This is a genomic window from Bartonella sp. AP331QHHD (assembly GCF_042195905.1).
Taxonomy (GTDB): Bacteria; Pseudomonadota; Alphaproteobacteria; order Rhizobiales; family Rhizobiaceae; genus Bartonella.
On the sequence record NZ_JBHIPG010000053.1, the window covers coordinates 55,176 to 79,966 of the forward strand.

General features: G+C 38.4%; 20 protein-coding genes. 7 read left to right on the forward strand and 13 right to left on the reverse strand.

Annotated elements, in window-relative coordinates:
* Nucleotides 1-975 (forward strand): class 1b ribonucleoside-diphosphate reductase subunit beta, encoded by a 975-nt coding sequence (nrdF, locus tag ACFIMS_RS06890; protein WP_273722534.1) that lies wholly within the window; start codon nt 1-3, stop codon nt 973-975.
* Here nrdF and prmC read toward each other — a convergent pair.
* The 4 genes from prmC to secA form a co-directional block, all read right to left on the reverse strand.
* Nucleotides 972-1,838, reverse strand: coding sequence for a peptide chain release factor N(5)-glutamine methyltransferase (gene prmC, locus ACFIMS_RS06895; protein WP_375613295.1), 867 nt, complete (start codon nt 1,836-1,838; stop codon nt 972-974). The two genes, nrdF and prmC, sit on opposite strands and share 4 nt — an antisense overlap.
* Nucleotides 1,835-2,911, reverse strand: a complete 1,077-nt coding sequence (gene prfA / locus ACFIMS_RS06900; RefSeq protein WP_375668321.1) for a peptide chain release factor 1 — start codon at nt 2,909-2,911, stop codon at nt 1,835-1,837. Before prfA ends, prmC begins: the two co-directional genes overlap by 4 nt.
* Nucleotides 2,912-3,133: 222 nt before the next feature.
* Entirely contained in the window at nt 3,134-3,625 is a 492-nt protein-coding gene (locus ACFIMS_RS06905) for a Fur family transcriptional regulator (RefSeq protein WP_375611830.1), read from the reverse strand.
* Nucleotides 3,564-6,281: a preprotein translocase subunit SecA gene (gene secA, locus ACFIMS_RS06910; RefSeq protein ID WP_375696518.1), complete on the reverse strand. Its 2,718-nt coding sequence runs from the start codon at nt 6,279-6,281 to the stop codon at nt 3,564-3,566. Before secA ends, ACFIMS_RS06905 begins: the two co-directional genes overlap by 62 nt.
* Nucleotides 6,282-6,716: 435 nt before the next feature.
* Here secA and ACFIMS_RS06915 point away from each other — a divergent pair, with 435 nt between their 5' ends.
* The 3 genes from ACFIMS_RS06915 (at nt 6,717) to mutT (ending at nt 9,571) form a co-directional block, all read left to right on the forward strand.
* A complete protein-coding gene (locus ACFIMS_RS06915; RefSeq protein WP_375611828.1) occupies nt 6,717-7,670 on the forward strand; it encodes a peptidylprolyl isomerase in 954 nt (317 codons plus the stop codon).
* Nucleotides 7,671-7,799: 129 nt separating this feature from the next.
* Entirely contained in the window at nt 7,800-9,032 is a 1,233-nt protein-coding gene (gene argJ, locus ACFIMS_RS06920; protein WP_375613298.1) for a bifunctional glutamate N-acetyltransferase/amino-acid acetyltransferase ArgJ, read from the forward strand.
* Between the two features lie 125 nt (nt 9,033-9,157).
* The gene (gene mutT / locus ACFIMS_RS06925; protein WP_375627652.1) at nt 9,158-9,571 is read left to right on the forward strand and encodes an 8-oxo-dGTP diphosphatase MutT; all 414 of its coding nucleotides are present in this window, start codon (nt 9,158-9,160) and stop codon (nt 9,569-9,571) included.
* Nucleotides 9,572-10,483: 912 nt separating this feature from the next.
* Here the strand turns inward: mutT and ACFIMS_RS06930 are convergent.
* The 4 genes from ACFIMS_RS06930 to ACFIMS_RS06945 form a co-directional block, all read right to left on the reverse strand.
* Nucleotides 10,484-11,347: an NlpC/P60 family protein gene (locus ACFIMS_RS06930; protein ID WP_375611871.1), complete on the reverse strand. Its 864-nt coding sequence runs from the start codon at nt 11,345-11,347 to the stop codon at nt 10,484-10,486.
* Between the two features lie 159 nt (nt 11,348-11,506).
* Nucleotides 11,507-12,874 carry a M17 family metallopeptidase gene (locus ACFIMS_RS06935; protein WP_375668330.1) on the reverse strand — a complete coding sequence of 456 codons (1,368 nt, stop codon included), beginning with the start codon at nt 12,872-12,874 and terminating at the stop codon, nt 11,507-11,509.
* A 13-nt stretch (nt 12,875-12,887) separates the two neighbouring features.
* Complete coding sequence (gene coaA / locus ACFIMS_RS06940; protein ID WP_375627680.1) at nt 12,888-13,886, reverse strand: type I pantothenate kinase; 999 nt, start codon at nt 13,884-13,886, stop codon at nt 12,888-12,890.
* 123 nt (nt 13,887-14,009) lie between these two features.
* On the reverse strand, nt 14,010-14,999 hold the full coding sequence (locus ACFIMS_RS06945) for an asparaginase (RefSeq protein WP_375627650.1): 990 nt from the start codon (nt 14,997-14,999) through the stop codon (nt 14,010-14,012).
* A gap of 220 nt (nt 15,000-15,219) precedes the next feature.
* Here ACFIMS_RS06945 and hslV point away from each other — a divergent pair, with 220 nt between their 5' ends.
* Nucleotides 15,220-15,801 (forward strand): ATP-dependent protease subunit HslV, encoded by a 582-nt coding sequence (gene hslV, locus ACFIMS_RS06950; RefSeq protein ID WP_012754621.1) that lies wholly within the window; start codon nt 15,220-15,222, stop codon nt 15,799-15,801.
* Nucleotides 15,802-17,112 carry an ATP-dependent protease ATPase subunit HslU gene (gene hslU / locus ACFIMS_RS06955; RefSeq protein WP_375611822.1) on the forward strand — a complete coding sequence of 437 codons (1,311 nt, stop codon included), beginning with the start codon at nt 15,802-15,804 and terminating at the stop codon, nt 17,110-17,112.
* A 19-nt stretch (nt 17,113-17,131) separates the two neighbouring features.
* Here the strand turns inward: hslU and ACFIMS_RS06960 are convergent, their stop codons facing one another.
* From ACFIMS_RS06960 to rpsO, 3 genes are all read right to left on the reverse strand, one after another.
* Nucleotides 17,132-18,127 carry a class I SAM-dependent methyltransferase gene (locus ACFIMS_RS06960; RefSeq protein WP_375696519.1) on the reverse strand — a complete coding sequence of 332 codons (996 nt, stop codon included), beginning with the start codon at nt 18,125-18,127 and terminating at the stop codon, nt 17,132-17,134.
* A gap of 72 nt (nt 18,128-18,199) precedes the next feature.
* A complete protein-coding gene (gene pnp / locus ACFIMS_RS06965) occupies nt 18,200-20,395 on the reverse strand; it encodes a polyribonucleotide nucleotidyltransferase (protein ID WP_375696520.1) in 2,196 nt (731 codons plus the stop codon).
* Nucleotides 20,396-20,645: 250 nt separating this feature from the next.
* Nucleotides 20,646-20,915, reverse strand: coding sequence for a 30S ribosomal protein S15 (gene rpsO, locus ACFIMS_RS06970; RefSeq protein WP_375613306.1), 270 nt, complete (start codon nt 20,913-20,915; stop codon nt 20,646-20,648).
* A gap of 314 nt (nt 20,916-21,229) precedes the next feature.
* On the opposite strand from rpsO, the gene ACFIMS_RS06975 reads away from it, so the two are divergent.
* On the forward strand, nt 21,230-22,858 hold the full coding sequence (locus tag ACFIMS_RS06975) for an MFS transporter (RefSeq protein WP_375696521.1): 1,629 nt from the start codon (nt 21,230-21,232) through the stop codon (nt 22,856-22,858).
* Nucleotides 22,859-23,320: 462 nt separating this feature from the next.
* Here ACFIMS_RS06975 and truB read toward each other — a convergent pair whose 3' ends face one another.
* Together truB and rbfA are read right to left on the reverse strand one after the other, a co-directional pair.
* Nucleotides 23,321-24,283: a tRNA pseudouridine(55) synthase TruB gene (gene truB, locus ACFIMS_RS06980; RefSeq protein WP_375696522.1), complete on the reverse strand. Its 963-nt coding sequence runs from the start codon at nt 24,281-24,283 to the stop codon at nt 23,321-23,323.
* Nucleotides 24,284-24,287: 4 nt separating this feature from the next.
* Complete coding sequence (gene rbfA, locus ACFIMS_RS06985; protein ID WP_375696523.1) at nt 24,288-24,695, reverse strand: 30S ribosome-binding factor RbfA; 408 nt, start codon at nt 24,693-24,695, stop codon at nt 24,288-24,290.
* Between the last annotated feature and the right edge of the window lie 96 nt (nt 24,696-24,791).

Below are 24,791 nucleotides of genomic sequence, written 5' to 3' on the forward strand. Positions count from 1 at the left end.
ATGACAAAGATTACAACCAAAAATCCTGTTGTGTGCGCTGTTAATTGGAATAGATTACATGATGAGAAAGATCTTGAAGTATGGAACCGCTTAACTGGGAATTTTTGGTTACCTGAGAAGGTTCCACTTTCCAATGACATTCCCTCATGGTCAAGCTTAACGGATGAAGAACGCAAGCTAACGATTCGTGTTTTTACAGGACTAACGCTTCTTGATACAATTCAAAACACTGTAGGAGCCATTTCGCTTCTGGCTGATGCGATAACAGAGCATGAGGAGGCAGTTTTGACGAATATTGCCTTCATGGAAGCGGTTCATGCACGTTCTTATTCCTCTATTTTTTCAACCCTTTGTTCGACGGTAGAAGTTGATGATGCGTTTAGATGGTCAGAAGAAAATATTCATTTGCAGAAAAAGGCTAGATTAGTACTTGAGCGTTATGAAGCAAATGATCCACTTAAGAAAAAAATTGCTTCGACTTTGCTGGAAAGCTTTTTATTTTATTCTGGTTTTTATTTGCCCATGTATTGGGCCAGTCGCGCTAAGTTGACCAATACAGCAGACCTCATTCGACTAATCATTCGTGATGAAGCAGTCCATGGTTATTATATAGGTTATAAATTCCAATTGGGCTTTGCAAAGCTTGATGAAGCCAAAAGACAAGAAATTAAAGATTTTGCTTTTAACCTGCTCTTTGATCTTTATAACATCGAGTGCAAATATACTGAAGATCTTTATGATGCGCTTGGATTGACAGAAGATGTTAAAATTTTTCTTCATTATAACGCTAACAAGGCTTTAATGAATTTAGGTTTTGAAGCTCTTTTCCCCCCTGAGGTTTGTCGTGTTAATCCCGCTATTTTGGCAGCTTTATCACCAAACTCTGACGAAAATCATGACTTTTTTTCAGGGGCAGGTTCTTCTTATGTCATTGGCAAGGCGGTTGCTACCACGGATGATGATTGGGAATTTTAATGTTTGCATGCAAATAGAAGTGCGCGGGGTATTCCACTGAGGTCTTTGCGCATTTCTAAACATTGGAAGCCATTTGTTTCAAACAAATTGCAAACTTCTTTTTCTTGAGAGTAACCAATTTCAACAGCGATAGTGCCGTTTTCTTTTAAGTAGTTGGCTGCTTCATGGGCGAGCTTTCGATAAAAATCAAGACCATCTTTTCCACCGACAAGAGCGCGCAATGGATCATGTAAGCGCACTTCTTTTGCAAGTTTTTTGATATCTTTTGCGGGGATATAAGGTGGATTGGAAACAATAAAATCAAAGCGATCTGTGACAGAATCAAACCAGTCGCTAAGAAGGGGTGTGAAGCGGTGTGCTACTTCAGCATTTTTTGCATTTTTTGTCGCTGTTTTAAGGGCATCTTCAGAAATATCGACAGCGACTGCATAGGATTGGGGAATTTGTTTAAGAATGGCAATGGCAATGGCGCCACTTCCTGTTCCCATATCAAGGAATGTTGTTCTTCTCGAATTTTCGATCTGTTTTTGGAGAAAAGGGAGAACAAGATCTATCAGCGTTTCTGTATCAGGGCGTGGTTCTAACGTCTCTTGAGATAATGTAAAAGATATACCATAAAATTCTCGTGCTCCTATAATACGGTAAACGGGTTCGCCTGCAATACGCCGTTGTAAAGCCTGTTCTATTTGTATAATATGCTCAGAAGATAGATGCATATCTGGTTTAGAAACTCTTTCAGCAGCATTTATTCCTGTTATCCATTCAATGAGTATTTTCGCATCGAGATTGGCTTCAGAAATTCCTTTCATGCGCAATTTTTCTTGAGTTTGTTGGATGACATTTTTGAAAGAATATTTGTTCAATTATTGTCCATTTCCATCAGGAGTGCTGTTTGGTGATCTGAGATGAGTGCATGAATAAGCTCATCAAGATCTCCCTCTAGAATGCGATCAAGCTTATACAAGGTTAGATTAATACGGTGATCCGTGACACGTCCTTGTGGAAAATTATAGGTACGAATACGTTCTGAGCGATCACCAGAACCAACTTGGCTTTTACGAGAAGCTGAACGTTCACTTTCCGCTTTTTGTCGTTCGATATCGAATAAGCGTGCCCGTAAAATTTGAAGGGCTCGTGCTCGGTTTTGATGTTGTGATTTTTCTGCTTGTACGACCATAATTCCTGTTGGAATATGCGTGATACGAACAGCTGAATCCGTTGTATTAACATGCTGTCCTCCTGCTCCAGATGCACGCATTGTGTCGATACGAATATCTTCAGGACGAATATCAATATCAATATCTTCAGCTTCTGGAAGCACAGCAACGGTAGCAGCAGATGTATGGATACGCCCACCTGTCTCTGTTTCTGGGATACGTTGCACACGATGAACCCCTGATTCATATTTCAATTTAGAAAAGACACCTTTTCCTGAAATGGTAGCAATAATCTCTTTATATCCGCCAACTTCCCCCTCACTAAGTGAAATAACTTCTACTTTCCAATTGTGAGCATGGGCATAACGTTCATACATGCGGAAAAGATCACCGGAAAAAAGTGCTGCTTCTGAGCCACCCGTTCCTGCTCGAATTTCAACAATAGCGTTTTTTTCATCAGCAACATCTTTAGGTAAAAGCAGAATCTGGAGTTCTTTTTCAAATTGCTCTACTTTTTTATATAACGATGGTAGCTCTTCCTGGGCAAGATTACGCATCTCTATATCTGTTTGTTTATCGTTGATAATCGTTTCTAATTCTGTAATCTCTTCGTAAAGAGCATTTAATGCGCGTATAGAGGTAATAACGGGTTGTAGTTCTGCATATTCAGAAGCTAATTTGACATATGTTTCAGCATTTGGATTCGTCGTCATTTGGTTTTCAATTATTTCAAAGCGCTTTTCAAGCTGTCTCATACGATCTTGTGGCAAGGAAACCATGATAATATTGGCCTAATTTTTCATAATACAATTTTTATAATATTTTGTTGCAATGATTGTTTGTTATAATATTGGCAATGAATTACCGTATAGCATCATACAAAGAGGGGTAATAAAGCAATTCTTTTTTTTTGCCAATGAAAACTATTATATTTTAAAGGTAAATTTTTATAAAATTTGATTTGCCTGAGGTATTTTATCTAATGATATATGATCACTTTTTTAAGAGTTTTTTTTTCCGTAAAGTTCAAGGCGGTGATGAATAATATCATAGCCAAGGGATTTTGCAATTTCCTCTTGCAGCTTTTCAATAACATCAGAATGAAACTCGATAACTTGTCCTGTTTCTATATCAATTAGATGATCATGATGTTGCCCATCTGCTTGCTCAAAACGAGATGGACCACCACTAAAGCTATGGCGATGAATTGTTCCATTTCCTTCTAATATTTTCATGGTTCGATAAACAGTTGAGAGTGAAATATTCGAATCTATTTTGTTTGCACGCTGAAAAATTTCAAATGCATTAGGATGATCATTTGTATCAGTCAAAATATCAAGAATAACTCGTCGTTGACGTGTTACTCTTAAACCAGCTGTGCGCAATTCTTGCTCATAATTTCGCTTTTTATTCATTTGCATAGTTTGCTTTTCAAACAAAGGCTCCATGACAGTGTTTGTATTTTTTCTCTGAACCGCAAGGACAACGCTCATTACGTCCAACTTTTCCCCATGTGGTTATATCGTTAGGGTCACGATCTTGTGGATTAACAAATCTATTTTCTTGTGATCGTGCCCATAAGGTGGGAGCATTTTCTTGACTTTGATCATTAAAGACAGAAGAAGCAGCATCAGTTTGCTCAGGCATGGCCGGTTCTGTGGGGTGTTGAATGATTTCAAAGCGCATAAGCTTAGAAGTGACAATTCGGCGCAAATTTTTCAACATACTTTGAAAGAGTTCAAATGATTCTGTCTTATATTCATTGAGCGGATCCCGCTGCGCATAACCACGAAAACCAACAACAGAACGCAAATGGTCTAAACTCACCAGATGTTCACGCCATAACGTGTCAATAGTTTCGAGCAATACTGCTTTGTGAAAATAAGCCATAACTTCTGGAGAATATCGTTCAGTACGCTCATTTTCAAGTTTTGTAACAGCATTTGATACACGCTCTAGAATTTGCTCCTCGGCAATTCCATCTTCGTTTGCCCATTCTTCCACTGGAAGCTCAAGATTAAAGAGTTGTTGAAGCTCTTCTTCAAGAGTTTTTGCATCCCATTTTTCAGAATATGTCCCTGAAGGAATATAAGCCTCTACGAGATCCTCTACGACTTCATTGCGCATTTCAAGGATCATTTCTGATAAATCATCTGCGTTCATGACCTCCATACGCTGTTCAAAAATAACCTTGCGTTGATCATTCATGACATCATCATATTTTAGCAGATTTTTACGAATTTCAAAGTTTCGTGCTTCAACCTTTTTTTGTGCTTTTTCAAGGGCTTTATTAATCCATGGATGGATAATAGCTTCATTTTCTTTCAATCCAAGTTTTTGCAGCATACCATCCATACGGTTAGAGCCAAAGATACGCATAAGATCATCTTGAAGAGAGAGAAAGAATTTTGAGCGACCAGGATCGCCTTGGCGACCAGAACGTCCACGAAGCTGGTTATCAATACGACGGCTTTCATGACGTTCAGTAGCGATAACATAAAGCCCTCCAGCCGCTAAAGCTTTTTCTTTAAGTTGCTTGACATCTTTTTTTATTTCTTCAATTTTAGCTGTCCGTTCTGGACCTTCGGGAATATCCTGTAACTCTTGTCGGATGCGCATTTCAACATTACCACCAAGCTGTATATCCGTACCGCGTCCTGCCATGTTGGTTGCAATGGTGAGAGCTCTAGGAACTCCTGCTTGCGCAATGATATATGCTTCTTGTTCGTGATAGCGAGCATTTAAGACTCTAAAATCGGTAATGCCTTCTTTTCGCAAACGCTCTGCCAATTGTTCTGACTTTTCAATAGAGGTTGTTCCAACAAGAATAGGCTGTTCTTTTTCATGAGCTTGACGGATATCACGCACAATTGCCCGATATTTCTCTTCTGCTGTTCGATAAATCTCATCATCTTCATCAATACGTTGTATTGGCAAATTTGTAGGGACTTCGACAACGTCAAGACCATAAATATTTCTGAATTCTTCGGCTTCTGTTGTTGCAGTTCCAGTCATGCCAGATAATTTTCTATACATACGGAAGTAATTTTGGAAAGTGATGGAAGCAAGTGTCTGGTTTTCTGGTTGAATAGCAACATGCTCTTTAGCTTCTAACGCTTGATGAAGTCCTTCAGAATAACGCCGCCCAGGCATCATTCGCCCTGTAAATTCGTCAATAATAACGATTTCATCATTGCGAACAATATAATCTTTATCGCGAGCAAACAGTTTATGAGCTTTTAGAGCATTATTGACATGATGAACGATAGCGACATTTTCTATGTCATAAAGACTCTCACCTTTAAGATGCCCAGCTTGTTCGAGCATTTTTTCAATTTTTTCAGTACCAACTTCGGTAAAGGTCGTTGTTTTTTGTTTTTCGTCTATTTCATAGTCTTCTGGAGTTAAGGCAGGAATAAATGTATCAATAAGGTTATAGAAGTCAGTACGATCTTCTAGAGGACCAGAAATAATAAGGGGGGTACGGGCTTCATCAATAAGAATCGAATCGACTTCATCAACAATTGCGTAATGATGTCCACGTTGGACCATTTGACTATGATCGAAGGCCATATTATCACGCAAATAATCAAAACCTAGTTCATTATTTGTGGCATAGGTGATGTCGCATGCATAGGCCTCTCGACGGGCATCACTATCAAGATCATGAAGAATCACGCCTGTTGTAAGCCCTAGAAAACTAAAAATTTTCCCCATTGTTTCAGCATCACGACTGGCGAGATAATCGTTTACTGTCACAACATGAACGCCTTTACCTTCCAATGCATTGAGATAAATTGGTAGAGTTGCCATTAATGTTTTACCTTCACCAGTACGCATTTCAGCTATGCCGCAGTCGTGAAGGACCATTCCACCAATAAGTTGCACGTCAAAAGGACGCATGTCATAAACACGTTTTGCGGCTTCACGAACAGTCGCGAAAGCTTCTGGTAAGAGCAAATCAACACTCTCACCTTCACTAAGACGTTTACGAAAGGCATCTGTTTTTTGGCAAAGCTGCTCATCACTTAATTTTACGAATTGTTCTTCCAAAGCATTAATTTGTGCAACTTTTTGGCGGAGTGCTTTGAGATGTCGCTCATGAGCTGAACCAAAAAACTTACGGGCAAAAACACCTAAACTGACCATCTCTGGCCCTTTCTTTTAATTGTTGTCACTCTTGTTGGGTAATTCATACGCTCTCCCCATACTCTACATTTTCTTCAAATTATCTGATATCATTAGTGACATCATGAAATGCAGATGGTACCATTATACTTGCTGGTGTGCAATTTTTCACTCTAATTGTAAAGTAGAGATAAGAGGCTAAGCGCTTTATGTCAACTTTAAGTATGCTATTTAACTGATACAATACAAAGTAATTTAAGATACAATCTGTCATTTTTCTCTATTATCATGTTTTTCATCTGCATTAGATAGGATTGGAGAAACTGAGATAAAAGGATAATTTTATACTTTTTTTAAATAAAATTACTAATTTATTTCTCTATGTTTAAAGATTAAAGTGTTATGGTAAAGAAAATTGGAATCTTGAACCTGCCTTCATTTTTAAGGAGTATATTTATGAAATTTAACTTTATCACGCTTTTTTTAGCATCAACTTTATTGGCAAGTACAAGTTTAGGGGTGAGTGCTCAAGAAGGTTTGAATTCATCGTCGAGTGATTTAAAGACTTTAGAGAAAGCTTCTGAAAAAGCCGTTTCTCCTTCTCATGTTATGGCGGTTATTGATGGGAAAAATATTACAGCAGGCCAATTGGATGATTTAGCGCTTGAAATAAATCCTAATTTAGCACGTTTTCCTGATGAACAACGCCGTATGATGGTTCTAAAAGCTTATTTAGATATGCAGGCCCTCGCAAAAGCAGCAAGAAGCAAAGGTCTTGATAAGACAGAAGCTTACGATAAACGTATGGCAGTCATGCGTGACAATGTTCTTCAACAGCTTTATTTTAAACAGGCGATTGTTGATAAAATATCGGATACTGATTTGGAAGCTCTTTATAAGCAAGAAGTTGCTGCTTTACCTAAAGAGGATGAGGTTAAAGCGCGTCATATTTTGGTCAAAACGAGAAAAGAAGCAGAAGCTATCATTAAGCATTTAAATAAAGGCGAAAATTTTGAAGAGATTGCAAAGAAAAGTTCAACAGATGGTTCTGCTGCCGTTGGGGGTGATCTTGGTTATTTTAGCCATGGTCAAATGGTCAAGCCTTTTGAAGATGCCGCATTTGGTTTGAAAGTTGGCGAATACACAAAACAACCCGTTGAAAGTCCTTTTGGTTGGCATATTATTAAATTAGAAGATCGTCGTGTAAAACAACCGCCTGCATTTGATGATGTTAAAGAGATGTTGCGGACACAGCTGATAAAAAAGCGCTATCAAGAACTGATTGTTGATTTGCGTAGCAAGATAGATGTGAAATACCCTGATCCTAATGTTACAAAAATCATGGAATCGCTTCATCAAAATGGGACGCTACTTCCCGATGAGACATCTGATGAAGAAGATACGGAATAGCTAGGAAAAATAAGTAGATAGCCTCTTTAATAGATAATTTGCTAGGTTAGTTTTGTTCAAAAAGCCTAGCAGTTTTCTATGAGAGGTTATTGATCTGCAATCATTTCATTTTTTTATAGAAAGCATATTGTGGTTTTGAAAATCTCTCCTTTGTCGCCTCAAAAGATCCAAGAGCTTTCTCCATTATCTGGTGTACGGATAGCAACAGCTGAAGCTGGGATTAAATATAAAGATCGTACAGATCTTCTTTTCATCATATTCGATAAGCCAGTGAGTGTGGCCGGTGTTTTTACCCGTTCAAAATGTCCATCTTCCCCTGTAGAGCATTGTCGTGCATCGCTTCCTCATGGGGTTGCGAGGGGTGTTGTTGTGAATTCTGGAAATGCAAATGCTTTTACAGGAAGCAAAGGAAAGCACACAACCGATGCAATTATTTGTGCAGCAGCGAACGCTTTAAAGGTTAGAGAAGATGAAATTTTTATAGCTTCTACGGGTGTTATTGGTGAGCCAATGGATGCATCGGGTATTGTCAATCTTTTACCAAGTATGACAGAGACAGCAGAAGAGGGAAATTGGTTGGAAGCTGCAAAAGCCATAATGACAACGGACACATTTCCAAAACTTGCGACCCGCACTTTTGACTGTGGGGGAGAGCGTGTTACCATTAATGGAATTGCAAAAGGTGCTGGTATGATTGCACCCGATATGGCGACAATGCTGTCATTTGTGGTTAGTGATGCTACCATTTCTTCGGATGCACTCCAATCCATGTTATCAGAGGCAGTTGAGGGTTCTTTCAATTCAATTACTGTTGATAGCGATACCTCAACTTCAGATACGCTTATGTTGTTTGCGACAGGAAAAGAACATTTTCCATGTCTTACAAGTAAATCTGATCCGCGTTATGGGGTTTTTGTGAAACAATTGAGTGCACTTCTGCATGAACTTGCACTACAAGTTGTTTGTGATGGTGAAGGTGCTCGTCATTTAATTGAGGTTAATGTGGTGGGTGCTACAACAAATAATGCAGCTAAAACTATTGCTTTATCAATTGCAAATTCACCGCTCGTAAAAACGGCTATTGCCGGTGAAGATGCGAATTGGGGGCGGGTCGTTATGGCAGTTGGGAAGGCCGGTGTTGAAGTCGATCGTGATCTATTGACGATTTGGTTTGGTGAGCATCGTGTGGCCGTGAATGGCGTACGAGATCCTGAGTATTGTGAAGAGACAATAGGTACTTATATGCAAGGTAAGCACATCACGATTCGTGTTGATATCGGTTTGGGTAAGAGTACGGCGACGGTTTGGTCTTGCGATTTAACAAAAGAGTACGTTATGATCAATAGCGATTACAGAAGTTAATGGATGCACTTTATATTTAACAGTTTATTATTTTTCAGAGCAAATGGGGTATGTGAGCTCTTTTAGGAGCAGAGGGGATATGATAGAAAAGTCAGTTATCTTTATGTTCCCTATTGGGGAGTGATATGTGTATGAAAAGTTCCATTCTTCTTGTTGTTGCATGTGCTCTGTTAGATCAGAATAATCGTGTTTTGCTTACACAGCGTCCTGAAGGAAAATCATTGGCTGGTTTATGGGAGTTCCCTGGTGGCAAGGTTGAGCAAGGTGAAACTCCGGAAGCATCATTGATTCGTGAATTAGAGGAAGAGCTTGGTATTTATGTTCAACCAAATAATTTACACCCTTTAACATTTGCAAGTCATAGCTATAAAACATTTCATCTCTTAATGCCATTGTATCTTTGTGACCATTATGAGGGCGTTGCGCAAGGACGAGAGGGCCAAAATTTAGAATGGGTTTTTATTAATGATCTTGATAAATACCCTATGCCTGATGCTGATAAACCATTGGTTCAGGTATTGAAAAATCACCTTCTTTAATGTGTTATAAGGAGGAAATATTGCTTAAATTATAAATCAATATATTGAGTTATAATGATAATTTATAATTTTTTTATGTTGAATGGGAAAGTCCAGGGTCATAAAAATTTTCTCATTTCAAATCTGTTTTATGTTAAATTAGTCAAAACCATTCTTTTGCACGTTCCAAGCGGGGCGGGTCATGTGGATAAAATTATTTAAGAAAGAAATAAAATACGTGTTGAAAGAATACTCTCCAATAGCCAAGGGTTATCGCAACATTGAGAATTGGCAAAGTGTATAATGATGCCTTTGCACGCTTCATAAGCATAAAAATGGTGGTAGATAATGGATTTATACTTTTCGCGATTATTATTGAGAGATTGTCTTGGATGCACCGAGAGATATTAGGAGTATTTCTTTCATAAGATATCGATAATAGGAAAAATTTCAAAAAATGTTGCTTTTGATTAAGAGGGGCATATCCCTTACGTAATATAGAACGCCATTGTGTTGCATATTTGCGGGGTTGTTTAAAAGAGGCATCTCGCAATATTCCAAAGCCCATTTCGTGCCGGCACTCGTGAATGGTATAATGGTAGAGCTTTATAAGATAAAATCTATTGAGCGCCACTATCTTTACGCTTGTGAAGGAGTAAGCTGGTTCCAATGTTAGTTATGATAGCTCTTGGCATTTGAGAGCATTCAGAAGGGATATTTTTCTTTTCGTAATCATTTTTACTTATACATCAATTTCGCTTGTGATGAACAAGCAAGCGATTTTGATTGATTCAACATAAAAACAGATTTGAAATAAGAGAATTTTACGATATTTAGAATGCTTGATGCAGAGTGAATGATGGATAATTATCCTTATAAATCAATCTATTGCATAATAAAAACATTCAATTAATTTTTTATAGGAGGCATGTATTAAGTTTCTTGAATTGGACGGCGTTTTGCGATAGGATATTGATTTTTTTTAGCGATACGCGTAATTGCTTTTTCCAATGGCTCAATCATAACGTCCATAGAAAAACCATTTGCGTGAATAATATTTGCGTGATCGACCATAATAGCAACATGATCTTTCCAAAAAATTAAATCACCTCGTTGAAGTTTATCAGTATCTGTAAGAAGACTGCCTATAGTTTCTTGCTGCATATCGGTATCACGTAAGACTATTTGATCGGTCATCATCATAGAGAGCTGAATGAGTCCCGAACAATCAATTCCAAAACCGCTGACACCACCCCAAAGATAAGGTGTACGGATAAAGGTTTCTGCAACTGTGACATAATCTTCATATACGCGTCCAATGGGGCTGAGATGGCTCGTAATGATTGCTGTTCCATTTTCAAGAATAGAATACATTGTGTCACGGACTTCAATTTCATCAACAACACTGACTTTGCTTCCCATAGATAATGGGGATACTATTGGTCCACGTAAGTCAGCGTGTAAATATTTAAATGTGCGTGGTACTGAAACCACATGTGTTTGTTTTATGGTTGATGTACAAAGAACTTTTGTATCAATATAACCGACATAACCATCTTTGAGTGATTGTCCCCACGACAATGTTTCCCCTTGTTCAAAAATGAGAAGTTCTTCTCCCAATAAGCATTCTGTTTGTCTTTCACTTTTTTTACTATTTTCTTTAAAAAGTCCAGCGACCGCTGTATTAACACGTCTTTTTTCACCTTGAACAAAGCGTTGAGCTGTAATTTCTGTTTCAAGACGTTGATCTGCTAGATCATCTCTGAATGCATGAAGTCTTGGGTCTTTAGAGATCATCTTTTTGCTTTCCATTTTGTTACTCCTTACCTTTAAACAAACTCATGAAAACTGTATTGGTAAGGTTTTTATCCTCAAACAAAACTAAGAACACAGTGTAAGACCAATTATTCTTTAAGCTGCAAAATTGTCCATTTTTGTGGATATTTGTGTCAAAATTCATTTTTTAAAAATATTATAAAGGGCACGAATAGTTTGTGCTGATCCACCAATAGGGTATCCTGGTTTTTCTTTTGGAACCCATCCATAAAGGTCAAAATGCGCAAAATGTTCAGCTTTTTCAACAAAAGAATTAAGAAATAAAGCAGCCGTTATAGAACCAGCAAAGCTATTTCCAGTTACATTGTTAAGATCGGCAATTGGTGATGATAACATCTCTTGGTAAGGTTTCCAAAGGGGCATTTGCCAAAGAGGATCAAAGACAGCGTGAGCAGATTCAGAAATTTGTTGTGCCCATATTGAATCATTACAATAAAATGCGGGAAGATCTGGTCCTAATGCTATACGCGCTGCCCCTGTTAAAGTAGCCATACAAAGCATGAATTGTGGACTTTCTTCATCACCATAGGCGAGTGCATCGGCAAGGACAAGGCGCCCTTCAGCATCTGTATTACCTACTTCAACACTTAAACCTTTACGACTTTTAAGAATATCACCTGGTCGGTAAGCATTCGCAGAAATTGCATTTTCTACAGCTGGAATCAAAACGCGTAAACGGAAAGGCAATTTTGCATCCATGATAAGTTTAGCCAATCCCAAAACGTTTGCTCCACCCCCCATGTCTTTTTTCATAAGCAACATGTTATTGGCTGATTTAATATCGAGGCCTCCAGTATCAAAAGTTACGCCTTTGCCCACCAACGTTATTTTAGGATGATGTTCTTGCCCCCAGAGTAACTCAATCAGTCGTGGTGCAGTGCTGCCTGCTCGTCCTACAGCATGAATCATCGGAAAGTTATGGGTTAAGAGATCGTCTCCACAAATACTTTTGATATGAGCACCATAGGTTTTTCCTAGTTTTCGAGCTTCTTTTTCGAGAGTATCAGGGTTCATATCATTGGCTGGAATATTAATGAGATCACGGACGAAAAAGACAGCTTCATAAATTCGTTGGAGTTCATTAAGATCAATAGCCTCATTGACATGGATAGATAATGATTTGAAAGAAGAATTTTGACGATAGCGATTAAATTGATAGCTACCGAATGCTAATCCAAGATAGGTATTTATTTCATCAGAGGTTGTACCTTCTAAATGCCATTGACCAGCAGGAAGTTTTTGAGCAAGAACTCCTGTGATAAAAGGATCGTTACCATTGCCAATTCCAAATAAAACTTTTTTTAAATGCCCCGTTTCGTGAGGAATAAAGAGTATTTGTCCCGCTTTACCAGTAAAGTCATTAACTTTTATCCATGCTGTTGTTGACGCATCAAGTGATAAGTTGGCAAGAGTTCTTTGGTTTACCAAGATGATAGGGCAACTGTTATCGATACGTGTTGAGGTAAAATGAATGTGGTGGTGCTGCATAGTTATGAGATCCTTATAGTCGTCTAAGTGCGACATATTCGACCAAATGATTTTTTCCCTTTCGTAGAATGAGATTGGACCGTGGTCGTGTTGGCAATATATTTTCCTGTAAATTTTTTAAATTAATCGTTTGCCAAAGATCCTCAGCGATTTTTGAAGCTTCTTTTTCATTGAGATGGGCATAACGATGAAAATAGGATTCAGGATTTTGAAAAGCTGTTTTACGCAAACGTTTAAAGCGCTCCAAATACCAGTGACGAATGACTTCTGTTTCAGCATCGACATAGATTGAAAAATCAAAAAAATCTGATACGAAAGGAATAGCTTTTCCATCTTTAGGAAGATCACTGACCTGTAATACATTAATACCTTCAACAATTAAAATATCAGGACGATCAATGGTAATAGTCTGATTTTCTAGAACATCATAGATCATATGTGAGTAAAGCGGGGCACGGACATTTCCGATACCTGCTTTTATAGCCGAAAGAAAGCACAGCAACTTTTTAATGTCATAGGAATCAGGAAATCCTTTGCGATTCATTCGATTTTTTTGCTGTAAGATTGCGTTAGGATAGAGAAAACCATCCGTTGTGATTAGATCAACTTTAAGGCTAGATGTCCATCTTTTCAACAGTTCTTGAAGAATGCGAGCCGTGGTTGATTTTCCTACAGCTACAGAACCAGCAATTCCAATAATAAAGGGTGTTTTTCTACTCTCTTCTTGATGGAGAAACTGCTGACGTTTGTGAAAAAGTTCCTGTACTGCTTCAACATGGCATGATAATAGACGCGATAAAGAAAGATAAATGCGTTGGACTTCTTTAAGATCAATAGGATCATCAATAGAGCGTAAACGCTTAATTTCATCAAAAGTCAAAGTAAGAGGTGTGTCTGCACGAAACTCTGACCATTCTTGTGCAGTAAAAACGCGATAGGGTGAATATCGGTCAGAAACGGATTTGATCAGATTATCTTTCTGATTAATTTTTTGTATAGTCGTATCAATCATTTGTATTGGTCGAGAATTTTTTGCAGCAGCAATTGATTTAAGAGTAGACAGATGAGCGGCTTCATTTTCAAGTAAATTTTGTTTTGCATGCTCTCTTCTTTTAAGATAGTAGATCATTTTTCATTAACTTATAGTCCAGTCATTCCAGTTTGCACGGATTTGTGCTAATGAGTGCCCTTGCGCCAAAAAAGTCCATAAAAGTAGACGCGCTTTTACGGCTGATAAATAACCAGACATGAGAGCACCAGAAGCAATCATATCGATTTCGGAGCCTTTATAGCCATAAGTTATACGAGTTGTTGAGCCATTACAACAACGACTAGCAATAATGATTGGTATTTTTTGTGCATATTGTTGTACAAGGTCTGCTTCTTGAAAACTACAGTGTCCTGCACCAAAACCAGCAATAACAACTCCAGCATAATACCCACTTTCAAGGCATAGTTTCATTAATTTTGCATCAGATGATAAAGAGGAATAGAGGAGTGCAATTTGATGATCATGGTTTTGGGGAAGATCAAACGTTTTTGGGAAAAATTTTCGATCATTGAAATAAATAAGTTTTCCCTCTAAAATAGTTCCTAAAACACCTGCAAGACCTGATTGAAATGTTTCGACTTTGACGGTATGGCTTTTATAGAGCCAATAAGGTGAATGAATTGCATCATTTATGACAACGAGAACGCCCCTGTTACGACTTTGTGTGGCTGCTGCGACACGAGTGGCTGCTAAAATGTTGGCGGGGCCATCGGCGCCTGCTTCATGAGGCATGCGCATAGCACCGGTTATGATGAGTGGTTCGGCTTCTTTCCAATAAAGAGAAAGAAAAAAAGCTGTTTCTTCCAGAGTATCAGTCCCTTGTGTTAAAACAATACCTTCTGCACCAGCGTTTATTTGTTGTTTTGCCCACTTAATTATTTCAAAAAGCATTTGAAACGATAAAGATCCACTTGGTATTTGCATCAATGTTTGTGCATGAATATCAGCAACGTTATTTAAATCAGGAACACTTTTTATGAGGTTATCTGAAGTTAAAGTCGGTTGCATGTGACCAAAACTATCAGCAGTCATTGCAATTGTTCCACCTAAGGTCCCTATGGCTATTTTTTTCATAATTTTCCTCTAAAAAGCACAAACTGTTTATATAAAGCTATTTAGCAGTAATTTACATTGACAACAATGATATCATTTTTCCATTTTCAACAAATTGAGTTATGCTGAATCATTGTGTTTTGCTGTATATGTTCTTAAATAGGACAATAGTAATTGAGTTTTACATTGTATGAAAAGAAATCAATATTAAAAAGTAAAGTTAATATTAAGGAGTTTCCTTATGACAGAACATAAGCCAGACATAATGTATGGTACAACAATTATTACGGTACGAAAAGGTGGAAAAGTCGTGATGGCCGGTGATGGTCAGGTCTCTCTTGGACAGACAATTATGAAAGGCAATGCACGTAAAGTGCGTCGTCTTGGAAAGAACGGAGTGGTTATTGCTGGTTTTGCAGGTGCTACGGCAGATGCTTTTACATTACTGGAGAGATTGGAAACAAAGCTTGAACAATATCCTGATCAGCTTATGCGTGCTTGTGTGGAACTTGCAAAAGATTGGAGAACAGATCGCTATTTGCGTCGTCTCGAAGCAATGATGCTCGTGGCTGATAAGAAAGTAACTTTGGCTCTAACAGGGCTTGGTGATGTCTTAGAGCCAGAAGATGGGGTTATGGCAATTGGCTCTGGAGGAAATTTTGCTCTTTCAGCAGCGCGTGCACTCATGGATTTGGATTTGGATGCAGAAACTATTGCTCGTAAAGCTATGGCTATTGCCGCTAAAATTTGTGTTTACACCAATGATCATTTTACGATTGAAACATTGGATGCAGAATTATCTTCTTTAGAGAAAGCTATTTAAATGTGTGTTGTATTTTCCCCTCGTGAGACTGTTTCTGAACTTGATCGTTTTATTATTGGCCAAAATGATGCCAAACGCTCTGTAGCTATTGCATTGCGCAATCGGTGGCGTAGGCAACAGCTTGATGAGCCGATGCGTGAAGAAGTTATGCCAAAAAATATTTTAATGATAGGGCCAACAGGAGTTGGTAAAACTGGTATTGCACGTCGATTAGCAAAACTTTCTGGAGCACCCTTCGTTAAAGTAGAAGCGACTAAATTTACTGAAGTTGGTTATGTGGGACGTGATGTTGAGCAAATTATTCGAGATCTTGTTGAAATTGCCATTTCTCTTGTGCGTGAAAAGAAACGGGATGAAATAAAAGAAAAGGCTCACGTGAATGCTGAAGAGCGCGTTTTAGACGCCCTTGTTGGTAAAACAGCAAGTCCTGCTACCCGTGATAGTTTTCGTAAAAAATTGCGTGAAGGTGAATTGGATGAGAAAGAGATTGAAATTGAAGTCGCCGATAATAATAGCAATAGTGCTTCAACCTTTGATATTCCTGGTATGCCTGGGGCACAAATGGGTATTATGAATTTATCAGATATTTTGGGCAAAATGGGCAGTCGTACAAAAGTCCGTAAGACGACAGTAAAGGATTCTTTTAAACCGCTCATTGATGATGAATCTGAAAAACTCCTTGATCAGGAGCAAATTATTCAAGAGGCGCTTCGTGTTGCTGAAAATGACGGTATTGTTTTTATCGACGAAATTGATAAAATTGCAACCAGGGATGGTGGAGCAAGTGTTGCGGTTTCGCGTGAGGGCGTTCAACGGGATCTTTTGCCTTTGGTTGAAGGAACAACAATTGCTACAAAATATGGGCAAATCAAAACAGATCATATTCTTTTTATTGCCTCAGGTGCATTTCATGTTTCCAAGCCATCTGATTTATTACCGGAACTTCAAGGACGTTTGCCCATCCGTGTGGAGCTGAACCCTTTAACAAGGGAAGATTTACGGCGCATTCTAACGGAACCAGAAGCTAGTTTGATTAAACAATATATCGCTCTTATGGCAACGGAAGAGGTTCATTTGGAAATTACCGATGATGCAATTGATGCTTTAGCAGATATTGCTGTAGATTTAAATGCAAGGATTGAAAATATAGGGGCACGTCGTTTGCAAACAGTGATGGAGCGCGTTTTGGATGAGATTTCTTTCACTGCACCTGATAAAGCTGGAACATCGTTTAAAATTGATGCTGCTTACGTGAGAAAATCTATTGGCGAGCTTGCTGCTGATATCGATCTTTCACGTTTTATTCTTTGAAAGTTATTGCTTATTCTGTTTATCTGCGTGCTTCGATAATTTTGAAACCATGGGCTTGTTCATGTATCAACACTGTGCGGAAAATATTTTTTAATAATGTTTCATAAGGCAGGTGGCGGTTTGCAACAAAAAGCAGATTGCCGCTTGGCTTTAAGCACTTTGCAGCATTTATAATAAAATTTTTTCCTAATGCAACATCTGTTGTTTGTTGTGTGTGAAACGGTGGATTTGAAATGATTGTGTCATATAGATTTGTGATAGGTTCATGTACAAGGTCATGCCAATAAAAATGAATTGGAAAAGGAGCTGTTATGGATTTAAGGTGCTGTTTTGCTGCTCTCAAAGCGTTGTAGTCTGCTTCATAAAGGTCGAGAGCGGTGAGTTTTTCACTTCTTTCAAGCGCAACGTGAGAAAGATAACCCCATCCAGCACCAAAATCAGCCGTTTTTCCAGAAATAATTTTGAGCATATAAGAAGCAAGCGCAGCAGATCCTGGATCAATACGTCCGTGTGAGAACATACCAGAAGTGGTTTGAAATTTACCAAAAGTGAGCGGTGGTGAGCGCAATTGCGCAATGTTATGTCTCTCAATTTGTTGAGGAACTTGCAACCAAAATACAAGACCATGATTTTTAGACAATTTATTGGTGATGGGAACAATTGTTTTGACCCATTTCATCATTGAAGCAGCACCAGCAGTTTTATCCCCACTGATTACAATCCATCCATTGGGTTTAACGCATTCTAATAAATCAAGAAAACAATTTTGGTTCAAACCACGATATTTGCTCAAATGTAAAAATGCACCATCATAGCTGAAAGTTTTATCTATTTGAGGAGAGCAGTGAAATTGAGTATCGACAAATTTTAAAAAATCTGGTCGCCAAGGCGTAATAACTTTTAAATTTTGTGCCCATTCTGGAGCTGGGATTTCTGTTAAACCAAAACTTAGCCAACACTGGTTTGGATCAGGATACGGGAGTTCATGATTTTCAAAAGGCAAAAATAATAACACATATGACTCTTTCAAAGAAAAATGCCACTCCAATATTGGGATGGCATTTCATGATACGATAAGAGGAAAAACTTACTCTTCTTTTTTCTTTCGGCGGCGCTTATTTTCAGGTTGTTTTTTTTCATCCACGCACTTTTCTTCATTCATCGCTTTATCACCGGTGATTTCCTTTCCGGTTGTTTGATCAACGACCTTCATTGATAACCGAACTTTTCCACGCTCATCAAAGCCCATTAATTTAACCCAAACTTTGTCACCTTCTTTTACAATATCGGTTGTTTTGGTGACGCGTTCTGATGCAAGCTGAGAGATATGAACGAGTCCATCACGAGAACCAAAGAAGTTTATAAATGCACCAAATTCTGCAGTTTTTACAACTGTTCCTTGGTAGATAGCACCAACTTCAGGCTCATCGACAATAGAATGGATCCAACGTTTTGCTGCTTCAATGGTTTTAGCATCAGCAGAAGCAATTTTAATGGTACCATCATCTTCAATATTAATTTTTGCTCCAGTTTGTTCCACGATTTCCCGAATAACTTTACCACCAGAGCCGATAACATCACGGATTTTATCGACAGAAATATTCATAACTTCGATTCGTGGAGAAAATTCACTCAGCTCAGCACGTGCACTGGTTAAAGCTTTCGCCATCTCATTAAGGATATGGATTCGTCCACCTTTGGCTTGTTCAAGCGCGATTTTCATAATCTCTTCGGTAATACCATCAATTTTGATATCCATTTGCAAGGCAGTAATACCATTTTCTGTTCCTGCGACTTTAAAATCCATATCTCCAAGATGATCTTCATCCCCTAAAATATCAGAAAGAACAGCAAAGCGTTCTCCTTCTTTAATCAAGCCCATAGCAATACCAGCAACAGGGCGTGCTAGAGGAACACCAGCATCCATAAGAGCAAGTGAGGTTCCACAAACCGTTGCCATAGAAGAAGAGCCATTGGATTCAGTGATTTCTGAGACAGCTCGAATGGTATAAGGAAAAGATTCTTTCGTTGGCAACATGGGGTGAATTGCCCGCCATGCCAATTTGCCATGTCCAATTTCACGACGACCTGGAGAACCAAGGCGTCCCGTTTCACCCACTGAAAATGGTGGAAAATTGTAATGGAGAAGGAATGTTTCCTTATACATTCCTGTCAAGGAATCAACATATTGTTCATCTTCACCAGTTCCCAATGTTGCAACGACAATCGCTTGTGTTTCTCCGCGGGTAAAGAGTGCTGATCCATGTGTGCGGGGTAAAATACTTACTTCTGATTGGATAGGGCGTACGGTAGAAAGATTGCGTCCATCAATCCGCTTTTGGGTATCAAGAATGTTTCCACGAACAATTTTTGCTTGCAACTGTTTAAATACGGTTGCAATTTGATCTGCACTAAATTGACAGTCTTTTTCTGGTTCTGGCATAAATTTATTGAGGATTTCTGTCTTTAGTGCATCAATTGCAGCATAACGTTCTTGCTTATCAGTAATTGTGTAAGCCTTTCGTATATCCTGTTCTGCCATTTTCTGCATCGCTTTTTCAAGCTCAGAAAGATCTTCAGGAACAAAATCACGAGGATCTTTTGCAGCAACTTCAGCAAGCTTTATAATGGCATCAAGGACAGGTTGAAGGCCTTTGTGACCAAACATCACAGCTCCCAACATGATATCTTCCGGTAATTCTTGTGCTTCTGATTCAACCATCAAAACAGCACTTTCTGTTCCAGCAACAACAAGATCAAGTTTTGATTCAGGCATTTCATCGATATGAGGATTGAGAACATATTGTCCGTTACAATAGCCAACGCGGGCACCGGCTATAGGCCCCATGAAAGGAACACCTGATAGGGTCAATGCGGCAGAGGATGCAATCATTGCAAGGATATCGGGATTATTTTCGAGATCATGCTGTATAACGGAAACAATGACTTGTGTATCATTTTTATAACCCTCAACGAAGAGGGGACGAATTGGACGATCAATCAAACGTGAAACTAAAGTTTCATTTTCACTTGGCCGACTTTCACGTTTCAAATAGCCACCAGGTATTCTACCAACAGCATAGGATTTTTCTTGATAATTAACGGTGAGTGGAAAAAAGTCCTGGTCTGGCTTTGGGCTTTTGGCCGATACAACGGTAGCTAAGACAATCGTTTCTCCATAGGTAGCAATCACTGCACCATCAGCTTGACGCGCTATTTTCCCTGTTTCAAGGGTGAGCGGACGCCCGGCCCATTCAATTTCTATCTTGTGCGTTTTGAACATTTTTTATCCTTAATGACCAGTGTTTAAATCTTTGATTGCTCACATTCTGGTTTTGCGTAGCATACTTCCAAGATCTGGGGTGGACAACATACTTTTTATCTTTGTTGCGAGAAAAGAGAAGTAAACTGCTTAAATGCGAAACGATGAGCAGTTCTATCCCATAATAACTTATCAGTTTTTAAAATTTTTAATTAAAAGCAACACGTTGAAAAAATGGGTGTTTTTTTTTAATACCACTTCCATTTTTCTTTTAGCGACGCAAACCTAACTTCTTTATAAGTGTCTGATAACGATTTTGGTCAACTCCTTTAAGATAATCAAGAAGACGCCGACGTTGAGACACCATCTTCAAAAGACCACGACGAGAATGATTATCCTTTTTGTGAGATTTAAAGTGGTTTGTTAAATTAGAAATACGTTCAGAAAGTACAGCAATTTGCACTTCTGGTGATCCTGTATCACCAACTTTGTTTGCGTATTCTGAGACAAGAGCTTTTTTACGTTCAGCTGTAATCGACATCGTATTATCCTTTCCAAAAACGAAGAAACATAAAGTCACCCATAGCCGAGATGTCGTTCAGCAAGGGTCTGTGAGAAAACAGGAAAAGTCGAAGACTCTTACCTATTTTCGTTCTTATATAGGAAAGAAGGTTAAAATACTAGTCCTTGACAGCATTTTGAAGTCTTTCTTTAAATAAAAGCTTTTGTTTTGAAATATTGATTTAAATAGAGTTTTATGAGAAGTTTTTTAAACAATTATGCATCCTTTTGATACAAAGATTATGAGTGTGTGTGAGTGGTAACAAAAGTGATAAATAGCGTTGGAGGGAAAAGATGCAGAGCATTTCAACATTAAAACTTTTTCGTAATTCGGTATTTCGAAATTTATGGTCATCTACTCTTATTTCTAATTTAGGGGGGCTGATACAAGCTGTTGGAGCAGGGTGGTTAATGGCGTTGATTAGTTCTTCGCATTCCATGGTTGGGCTAGTTCAAAGTGCCACAACATTACCACTTGTTATGTTTTCTTTGATGGCAGGGGCATTAGCTGATAATTTTAATCGGCGTCAAATTATGTTGTGTGTACAGATTATGATGATGGTCATATCGATGAGTTTATCTGTTTTAGCCTATATGGGATTTCTAACACCTTGGCTTTTGTTATGTTTTACGTTTTTGATTGGATGTGGCACAGCTTTTTATAATCCTTCTTGGCAAGCAACGATAGGAGATATTGTGAGCAGGGAAAATATTCCTGCTGCTGTTAGTTTGAATAGTGTTGGCTTTAATTTGATGCGGAGTGTTGGTCCTGCTATTGGTGGTGCCATCATTGCAACTTTAGGGGCATCGGCTGCTTTTTTGTTTAATGCTATAAGCTATATTCCTCTTATTGGTGCGTTGTTTTTCTGGAAGTCGAATTATGAAAACAACTCATTGCCACGAGAAAGGCTGTTAGGAGCTGTCTCAGATGGTTTGCGTTATGTTGCGATGTCACCTAATCTCTTAAGTATTATGGTTCGAGCGTTCCTTTTTGGTATAGGAGCAACTTCTATTTTAGCACTTTTGCCAATTGTTGCGCATAAAGTTCTTGGAGGAAGTGCCCTTCTTTATGGTACATTGCTCGGTTGTTTTGGGTTAGGAGCCATGACAGCAGGTATTATTAATGCAGTTGTACGGCATCATTTTCGTTCAGAAACAATTATTGCAAGTGCATTTATTGGTTTCGCCTTTTCTTGCTTTTTATTGGGAATCAGTCGTTCACTGATTATAAGCCATATTGCTTTATTTCCTGCAGGTTTATGTTGGGTTTTGGCCTTATCATTGTTTAATACATCTGTACAACTCTCTACACCACGCTGGGTTGTTGCACGTTCTTTAGCTCTTTATCAAACGGCATCTGCCGGGGGGATGGCTATTGGAAGTGCAATCTGGGGAGGTTTAGCTGATGGTTATTCTCCAACAATTGCTTTGAGCGTTTGTTCTCTATTCTTGATTTTTGGTGCTCTTGCAGGGGTAAAATTTAGAATTCAAGAAATTCCTCAGATAGATTTAAATCCTCTTGATCATTTTAGAGAGCCGGAACTATTACTCGACCTCAAAGCAAGAAGTGGCCCGATCATGATAATGATTGATTACCAAATTCATGAAAATGAACTCGAAGAGTTTCTCAAAGTGATGACGCGTCGACGCCATATTCGATTACGTGATGGTGCGCGTCAATGGGTCCTTTTACGAGATCTTGAAAGACCTGAATATTGGACAGAGGCTTATCATATGCCAACATGGGTAGACTATTTACGCCATAATCATCGTCGTACAAAAGCAGATGCAGAAGTCAATAAGCGTCTGCGCCATTTAAATTGTGCTCCTAACGGTATAAGAGTGCACCGCATGATTGAACGCCAAACAATACCCCAAGCCAATGAGATGCTTTTAAAATCCTCCTCTGATCATCTCCCTTAGGGTTAAAACAGTTTTTTTGTAAAATATTAAATTATGTTAATATTATTTCGATCAATTTGTTAGCATAATCATAAAAAATTGCTATTTCAATATTTAATGAATTGATTTATAATGGTTATTTGTCATTTTTCATGTTGAGTGATAGTTCTGAAAATCTTAAGCTTTTCTCGTTTCAAATCTATTTAGAGTAAATCAGTCCATATCTTTGCTTGTACATTATAAACGAGGACTAAAGTATGAGTAAAAAACGATTGAAAAAGAAATAAAAAGCCTCTTATGAATCCTTTAAATGCAAGGATTGTTGCGACATTAAGAGGAAAAAGTGTGTGGTGGTGTTAGCTTATAGCACTGACTTAAATTTTGATATGAATACGGTAAATATAGACAATGAAAAGCACCATATTTTTCTTAATTGATAGAGAAAAATATCTTTCCGCAAAAGGTGGTTGGGAAAAGAATCGATTAAATTGTGAAAATCCGCTTTGGTTTAAATAGACCTTTGTCGAGAGTGCCAATAGCAAGAAGTTGTTCCTTATAGAGGACACAAATTTCCTCTTCATCAAGAGGTGCTTTGTGATGATTCAAGAAGATAGAATGACCCTTGATAATTCTCTGTGCTTGAGTTTCATTAAGGATATAGTGAGGGAGGCAATCTAATGCGGCACTTGTGTCAATTAAGAGCCCATCGAGTGTTGAGAAGTTTTTTTCAAAAGAACGATTATTTTCATCTGTAGTGTTTTTATTTGGCGGAATGGCCGCTTTTAGTTCCTCCCATGTAATGAGATCTTCTTCATCAAAAGGTGCGACGGCAATACGTCTTAAATCAGCAATATGCCCATAGCAACCGAGATCACGTCCCATATCGCGTGCTAAAGAGCGCACATAAGTTCCTTTTCCGCAGGTTATTTCAAAGATAGAATGCTCTTTAGTAGGCATTTCTAATAACTTGAAAGTTTCTATTTCCACTTCACGGGGCGGAATTTCAACAACTTCCCCTTCACGCGCTAAATCATAGGCACGATTTCCAGCAATTTTGATTGCTGAAAATTGTGGAGGTGTTTGCAAAATAACACCTGTATATTGAGGAAGAAGAGCAAGTATTTCTTCTTGTGTTGGACGTATGAGAGAAGTTTTCGTTATTTCTCCTTCTAAATCATCTGTTGAGCGCTCTTGCCCCCAAGCAATATGAAAACGGTAAGTTTTTTTGCCTTGCATCACGTAAGGGACGGTTTTGGTTGCTTCGCCCAATGCAATGGGAAGGAGACCAGAAGCAAGAGGATCAAGTGTACCCGCATGTCCTGCCTTTTGAGCATGGAAGAGCCATTTGATTTGTGAGACAGCTTCTGTTGATTTCATTCCTTTTGGTTTATCAAATATGACCCAGCCAGAAACAGGACGCCCTTTTTTCTTGTGTTGCCGCGCCATATCTTTAATCCTCATCTGTATCACTATGGTGAAGATCGCGTGCAACCTCAGGCGAGCGAAGGAGGGCATCAATTTTTGAAAAATTATCAAAGCTATTATCAAGTCGGAAACGCAGTTCTGGCATATATTTCATTTGTCGCAACGCATGACTGATTTCTCCACGGAGAAAACGACTATGTTTATTGAGGGTATCAACAACATCGGTATGAGAAGCATTTTTAAGAGTACTGAGAGGTGATACAAAGCAAGTAGCAATTTTTAAATCTGGTGACATGCGTACTTCAGAGACAGAAATAACAATATCTTTCAAGACATCATCAAGCAAAATATCACGCTGTAATATATGCGCTATTGCATGACGTACTTGCTCTGCTACTCTAAGTTGCCGTTGTGATGGCCTTGCATTTTTCATCAAAGTTTTATCCCTGCTACAAGATCTCTTTTTTAATCATCAAGATAAGGAAAAAAGAGACATTGTTTATAAAATCCAATCACTTTAACTCTGTCG

Excerpts from the sequence above, each read along its gene's own strand:
- rpsO (WP_375613306.1), bottom strand. The coding sequence starts at position 20,915 with ATGTCGATTACAGCTGAACGTAAAAAAGCTCTTGTCTCAGAATACGCA.
- ACFIMS_RS06930 (WP_375611871.1), bottom strand. The coding sequence starts at position 11,347 with ATGATCTCTAAAGACCCAAGACTTCATGCATTCAGAGATGATCTAGCA.
- mutT (WP_375627652.1), top strand. The coding sequence starts at position 9,158 with ATGTGTATGAAAAGTTCCATTCTTCTTGTTGTTGCATGTGCTCTGTTA.
- nrdF (WP_273722534.1), top strand. The coding sequence starts at position 1 with ATGACAAAGATTACAACCAAAAATCCTGTTGTGTGCGCTGTTAATTGG.
- pnp (WP_375696520.1), bottom strand. The coding sequence starts at position 20,395 with ATGTTCAAAACGCACAAGATAGAAATTGAATGGGCCGGGCGTCCGCTC.
- ACFIMS_RS06905 (WP_375611830.1), bottom strand. The coding sequence starts at position 3,625 with ATGAGCGTTGTCCTTGCGGTTCAGAGAAAAAATACAAACACTGTCATG.
- rbfA (WP_375696523.1), bottom strand. The coding sequence starts at position 24,695 with ATGAAAAATGCAAGGCCATCACAACGGCAACTTAGAGTAGCAGAGCAA.
- prfA (WP_375668321.1), bottom strand. The coding sequence starts at position 2,911 with ATGGTTTCCTTGCCACAAGATCGTATGAGACAGCTTGAAAAGCGCTTT.
- ACFIMS_RS06975 (WP_375696521.1), top strand. The coding sequence starts at position 21,230 with ATGCAGAGCATTTCAACATTAAAACTTTTTCGTAATTCGGTATTTCGA.
- hslU (WP_375611822.1), top strand. The coding sequence starts at position 15,802 with ATGTGTGTTGTATTTTCCCCTCGTGAGACTGTTTCTGAACTTGATCGT.
- hslV (WP_012754621.1), top strand. The coding sequence starts at position 15,220 with ATGACAGAACATAAGCCAGACATAATGTATGGTACAACAATTATTACG.
- ACFIMS_RS06915 (WP_375611828.1), top strand. The coding sequence starts at position 6,717 with ATGAAATTTAACTTTATCACGCTTTTTTTAGCATCAACTTTATTGGCA.
- coaA (WP_375627680.1), bottom strand. The coding sequence starts at position 13,886 with ATGATTGATACGACTATACAAAAAATTAATCAGAAAGATAATCTGATC.
- secA (WP_375696518.1), bottom strand. The coding sequence starts at position 6,281 with ATGGTCAGTTTAGGTGTTTTTGCCCGTAAGTTTTTTGGTTCAGCTCAT.
- ACFIMS_RS06935 (WP_375668330.1), bottom strand. The coding sequence starts at position 12,874 with ATGCAGCACCACCACATTCATTTTACCTCAACACGTATCGATAACAGT.
- truB (WP_375696522.1), bottom strand. The coding sequence starts at position 24,283 with ATGGCGCGGCAACACAAGAAAAAAGGGCGTCCTGTTTCTGGCTGGGTC.
- ACFIMS_RS06945 (WP_375627650.1), bottom strand. The coding sequence starts at position 14,999 with ATGAAAAAAATAGCCATAGGGACCTTAGGTGGAACAATTGCAATGACT.